14 protein-coding genes and 1 tRNA gene are annotated in these 12,582 nt (G+C 35.7%); 5 read left to right on the forward strand and 10 right to left on the reverse strand.

Annotation, left to right across the window (positions count from 1 at the left end; translation table 11 throughout):
- Window positions 1-9: 9 nt before the first annotated feature.
- A complete protein-coding gene (locus tag PRO_RS00700; RefSeq protein ID WP_011124295.1) occupies window positions 10-948 on the reverse strand; it encodes a TIGR01777 family oxidoreductase in 939 nt (312 codons plus the stop codon).
- An 80-nt stretch (window positions 949-1,028) separates the two neighbouring features.
- On the opposite strand from PRO_RS00700, the gene PRO_RS00705 reads away from it, so the two are divergent.
- Complete coding sequence (locus PRO_RS00705) at window positions 1,029-1,289, forward strand: NAD(P)H-quinone oxidoreductase subunit O (protein ID WP_011124296.1); 261 nt, start codon at window positions 1,029-1,031, stop codon at window positions 1,287-1,289.
- A gap of 16 nt (window positions 1,290-1,305) precedes the next feature.
- Here the strand turns inward: PRO_RS00705 and PRO_RS00710 are convergent, their stop codons facing one another.
- Complete coding sequence (locus PRO_RS00710; RefSeq protein ID WP_011124297.1) at window positions 1,306-1,962, reverse strand: J domain-containing protein; 657 nt, start codon at window positions 1,960-1,962, stop codon at window positions 1,306-1,308.
- A gap of 23 nt (window positions 1,963-1,985) precedes the next feature.
- Complete coding sequence (gene cysK, locus PRO_RS00715; RefSeq protein WP_011124298.1) at window positions 1,986-2,954, reverse strand: cysteine synthase A; 969 nt, start codon at window positions 2,952-2,954, stop codon at window positions 1,986-1,988.
- 109 nt (window positions 2,955-3,063) lie between these two features.
- Here cysK and PRO_RS00720 point away from each other — a divergent pair, with 109 nt between their 5' ends.
- The 3 genes from PRO_RS00720 to PRO_RS00730 all read left to right on the forward strand — a co-directional run bounded on the left by PRO_RS00720 (window position 3,064) and on the right by PRO_RS00730 (window position 4,146).
- Window positions 3,064-3,327: a hypothetical protein gene (locus PRO_RS00720; protein ID WP_011124299.1), complete on the forward strand. Its 264-nt coding sequence runs from the start codon at window positions 3,064-3,066 to the stop codon at window positions 3,325-3,327.
- A gap of 5 nt (window positions 3,328-3,332) precedes the next feature.
- Window positions 3,333-4,031, forward strand: coding sequence for an ABC transporter ATP-binding protein (locus PRO_RS00725; protein WP_011124300.1), 699 nt, complete (start codon window positions 3,333-3,335; stop codon window positions 4,029-4,031).
- Window positions 4,032-4,074: 43 nt separating this feature from the next.
- Window positions 4,075-4,146 (forward strand) — tRNA-Asn (locus PRO_RS00730).
- 545 nt (window positions 4,147-4,691) lie between these two features.
- Here the strand turns inward: PRO_RS00730 and PRO_RS00735 are convergent.
- The 4 genes from PRO_RS00735 to PRO_RS00750 all read right to left on the reverse strand — a co-directional run bounded on the left by PRO_RS00735 (window position 4,692) and on the right by PRO_RS00750 (window position 7,590).
- Window positions 4,692-5,078: a hypothetical protein gene (locus tag PRO_RS00735; RefSeq protein ID WP_011124301.1), complete on the reverse strand. Its 387-nt coding sequence runs from the start codon at window positions 5,076-5,078 to the stop codon at window positions 4,692-4,694.
- A gap of 42 nt (window positions 5,079-5,120) precedes the next feature.
- On the reverse strand, window positions 5,121-5,843 hold the full coding sequence (locus PRO_RS00740; RefSeq protein WP_011124302.1) for a hypothetical protein: 723 nt from the start codon (window positions 5,841-5,843) through the stop codon (window positions 5,121-5,123).
- Between the two features lie 77 nt (window positions 5,844-5,920).
- On the reverse strand, window positions 5,921-6,136 hold the full coding sequence (locus PRO_RS00745; protein WP_164923196.1) for a hypothetical protein: 216 nt from the start codon (window positions 6,134-6,136) through the stop codon (window positions 5,921-5,923).
- A gap of 437 nt (window positions 6,137-6,573) precedes the next feature.
- Window positions 6,574-7,590 carry an SPFH domain-containing protein gene (locus tag PRO_RS00750; protein WP_164923197.1) on the reverse strand — a complete coding sequence of 339 codons (1,017 nt, stop codon included), beginning with the start codon at window positions 7,588-7,590 and terminating at the stop codon, window positions 6,574-6,576.
- A gap of 136 nt (window positions 7,591-7,726) precedes the next feature.
- On the opposite strand from PRO_RS00750, the gene PRO_RS00755 reads away from it, so the two are divergent.
- On the forward strand, window positions 7,727-8,494 hold the full coding sequence (locus tag PRO_RS00755) for a response regulator transcription factor (RefSeq protein ID WP_011124305.1): 768 nt from the start codon (window positions 7,727-7,729) through the stop codon (window positions 8,492-8,494).
- A gap of 31 nt (window positions 8,495-8,525) precedes the next feature.
- Here the strand turns inward: PRO_RS00755 and PRO_RS00760 are convergent, their stop codons facing one another.
- Genes PRO_RS00760 through PRO_RS00770 form a run of 3 tightly spaced genes read right to left on the reverse strand, consistent with a single transcriptional unit; the run spans window position 8,526 to window position 12,446 of the window.
- Window positions 8,526-9,476: a DNA polymerase III subunit delta' gene (locus PRO_RS00760; RefSeq protein WP_011124306.1), complete on the reverse strand. Its 951-nt coding sequence runs from the start codon at window positions 9,474-9,476 to the stop codon at window positions 8,526-8,528.
- Window positions 9,463-10,125 carry a dTMP kinase gene (gene tmk / locus PRO_RS00765; RefSeq protein WP_011124307.1) on the reverse strand — a complete coding sequence of 221 codons (663 nt, stop codon included), beginning with the start codon at window positions 10,123-10,125 and terminating at the stop codon, window positions 9,463-9,465. The genes PRO_RS00760 and tmk overlap by 14 nt, the downstream gene beginning before the upstream one ends.
- Window positions 10,122-12,446, reverse strand: a complete 2,325-nt coding sequence (locus PRO_RS00770; protein WP_011124308.1) for a heavy metal translocating P-type ATPase — start codon at window positions 12,444-12,446, stop codon at window positions 10,122-10,124. The genes tmk and PRO_RS00770 overlap by 4 nt, the downstream gene beginning before the upstream one ends.
- Between the last annotated feature and the right edge of the window lie 136 nt (window positions 12,447-12,582).

Consider the following 12,582-nt stretch of genomic DNA (forward strand, 5'->3'; position numbering starts at 1 on the left):
ATAATCTATTTAATAGGAGTGAGTAATCGCTTTTAAAGCATTAGTTAACTCAGGGTATCTGAATTTAAAGTTAACCTGAGCCAGTCTGTTAGAAACTACTTGTTGTCCCTCAAGAACAACCTTGGCACCATCGCCCAACAATATTTTTAATATTGGGCCTGGAACAGGTAAGAGATTTGGTCGATTAAGAGTTTTTCCCAAAAGATTAGTGAACTGCCCCATAGACACAGGGTTTGGACTCACTCCATTGAAGATCCCTGACCAACTGTTGTTTGTAAGCGCATTTTCTAGTATTTGACATAGATCAGTTCTGTGTATCCAACTCATCCATTGGAGGCCATTACCTATAGGACCTCCAAATCCTGCTCGAAAAATAGGAAGCATTTTGCCTAATGCCCCACCATCTTTTTCTAGTACAATTCCTGTTCTGATTATTACCAATCTTGTCCTTGTAGGTTTAGTTGATGCTATAGCTTCCCATTGGGAGCACAGTTTTGCTAAAAAATCTTGTCCTGCTGGACTGTTTTCATTGAAAACATCAGTCTGACTGGTTCCATAAAACCCTATTGCTGAGCTATTGAGCATTACTTTTAGTGGCTTTTTCAACTTGGAAATTGCTTTCACAAGATATTCTGTTGTCCTAAGGCGACTGCTTTCTATCTCTTTGCAATGCTTGGGGGTCCAACGTTTGTTTGCGATTGGTTCGCCAACTAAATTAATTACCCCTTCAGAATTTTCGAGTGCCTTCATTAGCGGACTGTCTTCCTGCCAACTTTTCGCACTTGCAGGATTTGCATTTAAATAATTAACTTCATTGAGATTTCTTTTTTGTTGAATATTTCGCTTGCTTTTGCGACTCACAACTGTGAGCTGATGACCGGAATTAGCTAGTCTGGGAACTAATTCAGAACCAATAAACCCTGTACAACCAAGAAGAAGTAAACGCATAAAACCTCATTTATTGATAGATCTAAAAAGAGTGCTAGAAATTGGATTGTATACAGAGTATTTTAAATTGAAAGATTGTTATGTCTGTAACCCCTTCTCCTATAGAAACTAATGCTCCCAAACCTTTAAAGAAAGGATCCTTGGTGCGTGTTAACCCTGAGGCATATAAGAATAGCCTTGAATCTTTAGCAAGCGATCAATCCTCTCCTGAATATATTTTCGAAGGTCCTGGAGAACTTGTAGCTATTAAACAAGACTATGGACAAGTACGCTGGAGAAGACCAGTACCTGATGTTTGGTTAAGGCTTGACCAATTACAAGCATGGACAGAAGGAAGTTAATTTTAAAAAAACGGATTTAGAAAGCTGCTAAGTGATGCTTGTCTTTTTTTAAAAGTAAACGTTGCGCAGTTGCTTTGCGAAGCATTTCACTGCCATCGTGAAGATAGTTTTCTACATATCCCGCTGTATATCTATCTAATTCATTGATTCCATCTTGTATTTGTGAAAAGCAGTGATAAAGATTTAAACTAAAGTTTTTTGCGTAATTAGGAGTGGGAATTGTTTGATATAGCTCTTGCGCTTTTTTTATCTTTTTCTGACTTTTATTTATATATTCACAGAAAGTTTCCATAAGTTCATCGTCATATGGATCAGCTGAAAGCTCTTTCAGCTGTTGAGGGAAAGGCTTTAGTATTTCTCCCATTAATCTATCTACAGGAGTATAAACAATTTTTATCCATTGAGATATTGCTTGATCCTGTTGAGAACTTTCGGCTTTAGAGGTTTTAAAACTGTTAGTAGATTTTCTAGAACTTGTTCTTTGTTTCTGATAAGCTTCTCGATTAGTTGAATCTCTTAAGCTTTCCCAAGCTGCATTTAATGCGAGAATTTTTTCTTCGTCACCACCAGCATCTGGATGATATTTTTTAGCTAAATTTCTATATGCAGCTTTTATTTCTGAAAAAGGAGCATTTTCAGAAACTCCTAATATTTTATATGGGTCTTCTTTCATGAATAAATACTTCTTAAGGAGTTCTAAATGTATCCATCTTTCTTTGGTTGGCTGGTTGAAAGATTGTTAAACATAGAAGTAGATAAATATCTCTCGCCAAAACTAGGAAAAACAACCACTAACCTTTTATTTTCCATTTCGGGCCTTTTCCCTATTTTTAGAGCAGCCGCTAGAGCTGCGCCACTACTAATTCCGCTAAGGAGACCTTCTTCTTTTGCAAGTTTCCTCCCAGCTTCCATTGCTTCTTGATCATTAATCTCTATTACTTCATCAATTAGTGATATATCAAGTACTTTTGGAATAAAACCAGCACCGATTCCTTGAATGCTATGAGGGCCAGGCTCTTTCCCTGAAAGTACTGCACTTGATGAGGGCTCAATTGCATAAATCTTTAGCGCAGGATTACGAGCTTTTAGAACTCTTGCGCAACCAGTAATTGTTCCGCCAGTGCCTATTCCAGCTATTAAGCCATCAAGTTTTCCTTCGCAATCTGACCAAATTTCTTCAGCGGTTGTCGCTTCATGAATCTGCGGATTAGCTGGATTATCAAATTGTTGTAATAGGTAAGAATGCGAAATTGAAGCTACTAATTCTTTGGCCAAGTTGATAGCCCCTTGTATTCCATCTTTCCCTGGGGTTAGTTGAAGTTCTGCTCCATAAGCTCGAAGCATTGACCTCCTTTCGGTACTCATCGTGTCAGGCATTGTAAGAATTAATCGATAGCCTTTCGCTGCTGCAACCATTGCGAGAGCGATTCCTGTATTACCACTTGTTGGTTCTATTAAGACAGTTTCACCAGGTTTAATAGTTCCTTGTTTTTCAGCTTCAACCACCATGGCGCCTGCTATACGGTCTTTTACAGATGCTGTGGGATTAAAACTTTCAAGTTTTGCTAATACCTCCGCTTTACATCCAAACGCTTTTGGGAGGCGATTTAGTCTTACTAGTGGTGTTTGCCCCACTAAGCTTGTTATGTCATTTGCTATTGGCATTAATTTCCTTTTTGAGGTTGCCTTTTTGAGACTTTTAACTTGATTGATTTACATACTATTTTCATTTCAAAGCGAAAATCAATAAAATCAATCAGTTTGAGAAACTACTGTGTATTTAATTGAGCTTGCTCTGAAATTGAGTCCATTGCCGCTGTCTGTTCAGCGTAAGAAGTTAGAAGACGCTAAGGCGCTCTACAATCAATTGAAAGAGTCACTGAAGAAAGGAGATCCCAGATTGTTGGAGATTAGCTGCGAACAAGTTGAAGATAAAAAAATTGCTGTTTTGGTCAGTGAAGTTTTGGCAGTGCAAATGTATGAAAAGACAGCTGGAGCTGGAGGTAATAGGCGGCCTGGTTTTTCCTTTGATGAGTAAGTGCTATGGGTGGAAATCCAAAAGAAATTTTGAGTTCTCAAAGTAGCACCAATAGTCTCACTCTCAACAATATTTCTTATTCTTGGAAGGCTGGGACTAAGGCTTTAGATAATTGTAGTTTTTCAATTCCAACCCCTGGGCTATGGATGCTAGTGGGTGCTAATGGTAGCGGAAAAAGTACATTATTTCGTCTTATTAGTGGATTGATTGCTCCACAAAGTGGACAAATTATTTGTTCATTAAAACCTGCTTTGATGTTGCAAAACCCAGATCATCAATTGCTTCTGCCTAGTTGCGCTAGTGATTTATTGTTAAGTCTTCCACCAGAGTTGAATACTCAGCAACGAAATGAACGCATAGCTTTTCATCTCAGGCAAGTTGGATTGTCAGATATGGAAGATAGGCCTATTCACACCCTTAGCGGTGGGCAGAAGCAACGTCTTGCTCTTGCCGGGGCTTTAGCAAGTGAGGCAAATTTATTGTTACTAGATGAACCTACTGCTTTATTAGATAAATCTAGTCAAAAATCTATTTTAGATATCTTAAGAAGAATTTCTAGAAAATCTTTAAAAGATCCAATTACAGCTCTTTGGATCACTCATCGTCTTGAAGAGCTTACATATTGTGATGGTGCTGCAATAATGGAACAAGGGCGGTTGGGACAATGGTTTTCAGGAGCTGAAGTAATCGAGAAATTAAAGTAACTTGCCGTGCGAGGGGTATCAAGGCTAGGTTCTCTTTGAGCAATCCTCGGTAGCTCAGCGGTAGAGCGATCGGCTGTTAACCGATTGGTCGCAGGTTCGAATCCCGCCCGGGGAGTTTTTTACCTTCACAAGTTTTCCTGAGTACTCAGGAAAACTTGTTGTCTTGTAATGACTGGAACTAAGCGAAAAGAATCGTTCACCAGATTTCACGGTAGGTAAGAAATGCCATAAATGTGTTGAGGATAAGTTGGGGATTTTTCGAAGTGTGTTTGGGAGGATTTCTTTTGTTGCAATAAGGCATGAAGAAGGGCGGGGTATTTTGATCCCGCCGTTTGAGTCAAGCACTTATTTTTAAGATCAATCGTGCTTGAACTGCTGACCTAGGTCTAACCCTCTGAGGTCAGGATTCAACTGGAAGAAGTACCTGTTTTATGCATATTCAGGACACTATCAAATTTCCAGTATCCTCTTCTTTTGCCAGCTCTTACAATGCTTCGTTAGATGCTCTCTTGCTGGATGAGTGTGCGATAGGGCAAGTAAACAGGCTCAAACAGGATTTTGTACATTTATTTGTATGTGAAGTGTTCGCAAGTTATTCAGACAGCAGTGCCTCTTGAGTGTTGAAGTTCTCCATAAAGGAGAAATCATGGTTCACCCAACTTATTGTGAGACTATATTCCTTTCAAATACATCGCGGACACGTCCAAATAATTGAACAGATTTAGGAATGACATAATCAAAAAAAAGCTCATTGATTAATTCACTAAAACGAAACAAAAGTAGATCATTATTAGTTTCTTGCACATCTTCTTCCAAGTCAATCAAGTCCTCTAGTCCTGAAAAATTAAACCTTCCCTTTCTTAATTCCCTAGACATATCTATTATTTTTTTGAACAATTCTTTCTCAGTATCAGCAAGTTCTTCAGGAGAAGAAATGTTTTTAGTAGAATACTTTGCTTCGTAACTTGCACCTAGTTTAACGTCACACTTTTGACAAAAAAATATTCCTGGATTGTTAGTGAAGCCGCAACATCTACATTGACTCATGATAAGATTAGTTTTTCACCGTTTAATTAGATTGCCAATCTATTATTTAATAGATTTTCTCTCTCTGAGCATTGCCCTAGTTACATTTATAACTGTTTTGGCTCGTGAATGATCGCCAGACTCTTTAACTAAAGTATTCATTAAAGCACTAAAAGCATTAGTGTTTGTATCTGTATCAGTATCCCCCCCATAGCCACCTCCTTTGAGATAATAATGAACATCTCCGGCTGTAGTCTTAAGAGTCATTACTTTATTTTGTGTTACTTCAAATCCAGCTACATCATTATAAAAATATTCAGACATATCATTAACTCCTTCTAATCCTGTGCGTATATTTTTTGCGGTATGGTAAGAGAAAATTTGATCTTTACCATAATTTAAAATACAAATACCCCTAGTATCAGCTCTAAAAATTTTATCCTTACCTTTACGATATTTTTTGTTATTACCTTCTATATCCCATACAAACCAAAACCAATCTGGAGATTGCACTAACATATTTTCATCTATTCCACAGGCTTCTCTTGCTACTTTGTATTGGGACTCAGCAAAGATCCTATATTCATCCTCAATTTGCGCATCTGTCATCGCTCCTCCTGTATATGAAAGCTTTTTTTTATATACCCAATAAGCAAGGCCCCAAAAGATTATGGGGCCAATTACCGTGACAATGCTTACAAGTCCAAGGAGAGCAATAAATATCACTAAATACAACCAGTAATCACGGAAAAAGTAATTATTGATTTTGTCTCTCTTGCTTGCCATTGAATTACACCCTAAAGACTTTAGTAAGTGTACTCTAGAATAATATAGAATGACTAGATCTCTTAAGAAAAAGCCTTTTAAAGCCTATCGGCAATATTCGCGAGCGAATCTTTTAGTCTGGAAGGAGAAACAGTCTCGTTCTTCAGATCACTTTGAAGTTGCTTACACAGACCTATTAAGGCGGGATCAATATTTACTGACGAGAATTCGATTGTATTAATAATATTGTGGATTAACTTCTTTTCTTCATGTTTATCTATTGAATACTTGCATTCATTTAAAATTTCCAACAATGAAATCTTTTGTTTGGATAGTTCATTTTGAGATGTTTTAATATTATCTATACTCCTTGTCTTGACAAGTATTTTTTTATTTAAATATTCTAGAATCTCTAACGATGCCAGCCTAAATATACTAAATAAAAGTAATACTAATGTGGTAAATAATATATCACTATTGGAGTATATCTGCCGAAAATATATATAAAAAAAGTAGGTTATTATTAATGCTATTGGATAATATATTCTAGAAGCATAAGCTGCATACTTAAACCTAAAATCTTTAATAGACTTTTTTTGATTGGGATAATTAATTCCAATTAGCGTAAGACAGTTTTCTATTAGAGCTACAGATAAGAGAATAAATCCTAATGATATATTATTTTCAAAAAGCACAAAAAATAATGCTAATATACAAATTGTAAAAGGAATTGCTGATTTCATATTGTTTATTAGATGTCGTTTAATATCTGAGATTTTTTATTTTCATAATCTTCAGTTGTAATCAATCCTTGATCTAATAGAGACTTAAGTTTATTCAATCTTTCTTCCGGGCTTGTTGACTGAGGGTTGGATGTTTTCTGACTTAAGTTGTTCTGATTCATAACATTGGATAAATTCGCTCCAGCACCAAGACCAAGACCTGCACCGATGAAAGCTGCTGCTGCTCCTCCATCACTGTCTGCTGCATTCTCGAGCACATCAAAACTTCTTTCTAAACTATAAGTTTCACGATTATTGCCTATTGCCTCACCTTTAATCTTTATAGAAGCTGCTTTTGCTAAAGCATTTTTAACTTCAACAAATGATGGGTCGTCTCCAATTATAGATATGCCTTCAACAAAAAAATCTTCTGCATAAATACCAAAGGACTTCCATTGATAAGCTAACCTTTCACCACAAGCATGTGAAAGTAATTTTGTAGAAGAAGCAATCCTAAAAACATCATTTTTTTGTGAGATATCAGATATAGATTGTGTTATTTCACTTTGAATATATGGAAGAATAAATGATCTCAATTCTTTTGGAGAAAAAGATTGAGCAGTGCCAACTATTTGCCTAAAAAAACTTTGATGATCATTTATCCTCAACCTTATACTTCCATAGGCACCAATAGGCAAACTTAGATTATATTTTGAATCAAATATCTGGACTGGGTTACTTGTACCCCAATTATAATCTGTTGAAGTGGTACTAGTAATAAACCAAACATCATATGGTATTGATTGTTCACCACCAGGAAATAATTTTCGAATAAATGGTATGTTATTTGATTCAATTGGGTATGTACCTGGTGGTAATGTCCCTATCAATTCACCAGAATTAAGCAAAATAGCTTTCTGTGTTTCTTGTACAATTATTTGCGAGCCATATCCAGGGGTATTCTCCGGATGCTTCCAGACCAAAAAATCCTTGGGATCCTTATCGCATCGTATCGATAGTTGCATATTAATAATATGACTATGCAATATTAGATTAGCTCAAAATCTTTTTTATATTTCTAATTAATCTCAAAATAATAAGTAGCGATTTCTACAATACCCATCAATAAAGGAAACCGTGTAGTAAATTGTTGTTTAGTGATTACTATTTGAGCCCAATCCAATGAAGCCTTGCATTTTGTTAATAGAAGATGACAAGGATATGCGAGAGTTGGTGGGAGGTCACCTAGAACATACAGGCTTTGATGTTCAAGTCGCTGAAGATGGCATAAAAGGTCAAGCTTTGGCCCTGCAATATAAGCCTGATTTAATTCTTCTCGACCTTATGCTTCCAAACGTAGATGGTCTAACTCTGTGTCAAAGGCTTAGAAGAGATGAAAGAACTTCTTCTATCCCTATTCTTATGATTACGGCTTTAGGGGCAACAAAAGATAAGGTTACAGGTTTTAATTCAGGCGCTGATGATTATCTAACAAAACCTTTTGATCTTGAAGAATTGCATGTACGTATTAAAGCTTTACTTAGGAGAACTAATCGTGCTCCTTTGGGCAGTACTGGTCACCCTGAAATTCTTAGTTATGGACCTATGACACTAGTACCTGAAAGATTTGAAGCCATTTGGTTCGAATGCCCTGTTCGATTAACTCATTTAGAGTTTGAATTGCTTCATTGCCTTCTTCAGCGTCATGGTCAAACCGTTGCACCCTCATTAATACTTAAAGAGGTTTGGGGATATGAACCTGATGATGATATTGAGACTATTAGAGTTCATGTTCGTCATCTGAGAACAAAGCTTGAACCAGAACCTCGAAAGCCTAGATTTATAAAAACAGTTTATGGAGCTGGATATTGCTTGGAATTACCTAAGGGTGAACAGATAAAACAATTTCGAGAATTAGTGTTGAATAAGGTTTCTCAGAAAGAGACATAATATGTTTGGAAAAGTGTTAGGAATGGATTATTTAAATTAGATCTATCAATGCAATTTCCCAGGCGATTTTTTGATTGACATAACTTTTTAAATGAAGCTTAAGCTGTTCTAGCCTTTTTATTATTATTGAGTTAGTTTTTTTAATCCAATAATATTGTTGCATCCAATTTATGAGCCAGATTTGTTGCTCAGCAGTTAGTTTTTCTGTAATTTCTTTTGCTAATAATAAAGCATCCAATGCCTTGATCGGAAGCCTTTCAACTTTAAACCATATGCTTTCTGGTATCGCATCAATAATCTCTAAATTTTGTTTTAATAAGTAAGGAGAGCCATTTGATAAATAAAACAGTTCTTTGTGCATATTGGTCAATGTTTTTTTTATATTAGTCTTGATAAGTATTTCATTAAGAAGATCATTCTCAAATGGCTTAAATGGGATGATTTGACATCTAGACTTAATTGTATCTAATAGTCTTTCTGGCCTAGATGAAATTAATATTAAGACACTACTTGTTGGCTCTTCTATTGTTTTCAGAAGTGCATTTGATGCTGATTCGTTTAATGTATCTACATCCTCTAATAAAGCCATACTTAATGTTGATTCGACTGGCTTCTTATTTAAAAATACCTTTAAATCCTTTATTTGCTCTACTCTAATTTGAGGCTCTATATGATTTTTAAAACTTTCATTTTTTGCATCTGATTGCTTTATTAAATTCCCTTGCATTAAGTATGTTGGCTCAATTAAATAAAGGTCAGGATGATTGCCTGAAATTAAACGATTACGTATATTTTTGCTGTTTATAGATTGATCAGCGATTCCTTCTAAAAATCGAAATGCAATTTCTTTTTGCAATACTCCTTTAGGCCCTTTAAAAAGATATGTTGGAGCAACGCGACCTTGTTCAAGCGAAGACGATAGTAATTCTATTGCTAACTTTTGATATTTAAACTCTTTAAAAAGCTCTTTAAGATCTTTCATTTTTCAATGAGGAAATATTTTGAAAATAATTAATTAATTTATTTTCAATTTGTTTACTTACTATGTCTTTTTTTTGATTAGCAGGAATAACAAGCCAGTTATCATTTTTTGCTATATAGGAAAAGCCATCAGAAACGCGCTTAAGAAATATCTCACCTTCTGATTCGATTCTATCTTTGCGTGTATTTTCCCTTCTTTTAATGCTTTCAGAAACTGGAATTTCAAGAAGAAAGGTTAGATCTGGTGTTATTCCTTGAGTTGCAATATTTTCCAATTCTTTTATCAATGATTTATCTAATCTTCTACCAAAGCCCTGGTATGCCAAGGTTGAACTGCTAAATCTATCGCTAATTACCCAGTCACCATTGTTGATTTTAGGTTGTATCACTTGACTTACGTGTTGTGCTCTATCAGCTGCATATAATAAAAGCTCTGTAAGGGGTTTAGGTGATTCATCTGTCGGGCTTGTCCCTAAGAGTAATTGTCTTAATGATTTCCCTAATCGCGTTCCTCCAGGTTCACGTGTGATGAATAACTTTGCAGCTGATGGCATCAATCCACTTAAAGGCAACCATTGAGCAAGGTGTTCTATTTGTGTGCTTTTACCACAGCCATCTATTCCTTCAAGTACTAAGAAAATTCCTTTCATGATGTTTTCAGATAAAGTGCATTTATTACGACAGTTATTGAACTCAAAGCCATTAAAAAAGCAGCAATTGGAGGTGACAGAAGTATTCCAAAACGTGGTAATAATATTCCTGCAGCGATTGGCAATGCAATGATGTTATAACCAAAAGCTAGGAAAAGATTTTGTTTTATTTTATTCATAGCTCTTTTAGCTAATGAGAATGCTTGTGGTACTCCCTCCAGGCTGTCTCCAAGTAATACTAAGTCTGCAGAATCTTGTGCTATTTCTGTTCCAGTGCCAATTGCGATTCCAAGATCAGAACTTGCTAATGCTGGTGCATCATTAATTCCATCTCCAACCATCGCTATATTCCCATAATTTTTTAAATTTTCTAGATATTTTAATTTATCTTCTGGTAATTGTTGCCAGTTTAAAAGTTGAGATTCGAACCCAAGTTCATTCCCGATTCTTAAAACTGCCTCTCTCCTATCACCACTCATTATTCTTAGGATTTGACCTTGTTTTCTTAATAGGTTAATCGCAAATTTTGCATCATTACGAATTTGATCATCAATAATTAAAATGCCAGTTAATTCTTTATCAATGGAAATTGAAACTACTGATTTACCTATTTTTGTAATACTTTCTAAATAAAGATCTGTTTTTTTATTCCATGAAACTCCTTCATTTCTAGCCCATTCAATTGTTCCTACACGTACAATTCCTTTTATACCTTCTAATTCCCCAAAAATTCCTTTTCCAGGAATACTTTTGGTATTAAAAGCCTTTAATAAAGGTAAATTAAATTCTTCTGCTTTTTGTAGAATTGCATAAGCGATTGGATGTCTACTATTATTTTCAATGCTTGCTGCTATTTGAATTAGTTTATCTTTATCAGTTGTTAATAGAGTTTCTGTTACCACTGGTCTGCCTACTGTGAGAGTACCTGTTTTGTCGAATATAATTTGATCAATTGAGGCAGCTTTTTCTAGAACATCTCCTCCTTTAAAAAGCCAACCTTTTTGTGCTGCTTTACCTGAAGCAACGCTTATTACTGTTGGTGTTGCAAGGCCTAGTGCGCATGGACAAGCAATCACTAAGACAGCAATTGATAATTGAATTGCCAGACCTAAAGGAGTTTGAGCTTCTGAGCCAAAAGATGAATGCAACATATGTTCATGGCTATTAATTAATCCTTGACCAGAGCTGTTAAGTACCTCAGGCCATAAGTTTGAACCTATTTGCCACCAGAAAATAAATGTAAATATCGACAATGCCACTACTCCATAACAAAATTTCCCAGCAACTTGATCCGCAAGACTTTGAATAGGTGCTTTTCTTGCTTGTGCTTGCTCAACTAACCTAATAATTCTTGCTAAAGCTGTTTCTGCTCCTATGCGATTAACTTGAACTATTAATGTTCCATCTAAGTTTAGTGTTCCTGCAGAAATTTCTTGCCCAGAAGTTGCTGTTAAAGGTAAAGGTTCTCCAGTGAGGCTTGAAATATCAATTGACGATCTTCCTTCAAGCACAATTCCATCAATTGGGATTCTGTCTCCGGCTAATACTTCAATTTTTTCACCGACTTGTAATGCGCCTACTCTGATTTCTTTGATTTGATTTTCGTTATTTAAAAGCCTTGCCTTATTAGGTTGTAATTGAGCTAATTCTTTAAGTGCTTGGCCTGTTCGAAATCTTGCACGTTCCTCTAGGAATCGCCCTATTAAAACAAATCCCAAAAGCATGACTGGTTCATTAAAGAAACATGGCCATCCAACACTTGGCCAAATTAGAGAACTAAGACTGGTTAAATAAGCACTGACAACCCCTATCCCAACCAGAGTGTCCATTGTTGGGGTGAAGTTAATAGCAGATTTGAATCCGTTTTTTAATATTGTTAGCCCTGGACCAAATAATGCAAAAGTTGCAAGACTTGCATGGAATGGCAAAGTCCCTAAAACAGGAATATTTATTTCCCCTCCTTCAGCTAAATGTCCAATTATTGATAGAACGAGTAGGCTCAATGGTATTAGCAATTTATTCCATTGCTTCCAAGGATTTTTTGCTTGATCTATTTCATTTTCATATTCTGATCCTGATTGCTTTTTTTCTTGCGCAGGGAAACCTTTATTTGTAAGTGCCTTTATAATTTCCTCAATATCTTCAGTGTGATTTTTTAGTTCAATGAAGGCAGTTCTTTCGATTAAATTAACGCTTGCATACTCAACATTATCTTGAGCAAGAAGAGTTTTTTCTACTGAAAGAACGCATCCTCCGCATTTCATTCCTTCTACGGTTAAGAAAACGGATTTATTGGAAGACCTAATTTTTCTCCTACTCAAGGATCAAATTAAATTTTAATACGTTAAAGCTAACAAGTCTTTGGAAATAAATATTTTTGCTTTTAAAAAAAATTAAGTCTTTTAAGCAAGAAATCAATAATAAGGGCAGGATGGTATAAGAACTGTTTCAAGTAAG

The sequence above is a fragment of the Prochlorococcus marinus subsp. marinus str. CCMP1375 genome (assembly GCF_000007925.1).
GTDB lineage: Bacteria > Cyanobacteriota > Cyanobacteriia > PCC-6307 > Cyanobiaceae > Prochlorococcus_E > Prochlorococcus_E marinus.

Bases quoted from the DNA above. Each gene is read 5' to 3' on its own strand.
- PRO_RS00740 (WP_011124302.1), bottom strand. From the start codon at position 5,843: ATGGCAAGCAAGAGAGACAAAATCAATAATTACTTTTTCCGTGATTAC.
- PRO_RS00725 (WP_011124300.1), top strand. From the start codon at position 3,333: ATGGGTGGAAATCCAAAAGAAATTTTGAGTTCTCAAAGTAGCACCAAT.
- PRO_RS00735 (WP_011124301.1), bottom strand. From the start codon at position 5,078: ATGAGTCAATGTAGATGTTGCGGCTTCACTAACAATCCAGGAATATTT.
- PRO_RS00760 (WP_011124306.1), bottom strand. From the start codon at position 9,476: ATGAAAGATCTTAAAGAGCTTTTTAAAGAGTTTAAATATCAAAAGTTA.
- cysK (WP_011124298.1), bottom strand. From the start codon at position 2,954: ATGCCAATAGCAAATGACATAACAAGCTTAGTGGGGCAAACACCACTA.
- tmk (WP_011124307.1), bottom strand. From the start codon at position 10,125: ATGAAAGGAATTTTCTTAGTACTTGAAGGAATAGATGGCTGTGGTAAA.
- PRO_RS00705 (WP_011124296.1), top strand. From the start codon at position 1,029: ATGTCTGTAACCCCTTCTCCTATAGAAACTAATGCTCCCAAACCTTTA.
- PRO_RS00700 (WP_011124295.1), bottom strand. From the start codon at position 948: ATGCGTTTACTTCTTCTTGGTTGTACAGGGTTTATTGGTTCTGAATTA.
- PRO_RS00710 (WP_011124297.1), bottom strand. From the start codon at position 1,962: ATGAAAGAAGACCCATATAAAATATTAGGAGTTTCTGAAAATGCTCCT.
- PRO_RS00755 (WP_011124305.1), top strand. From the start codon at position 7,727: ATGAAGCCTTGCATTTTGTTAATAGAAGATGACAAGGATATGCGAGAG.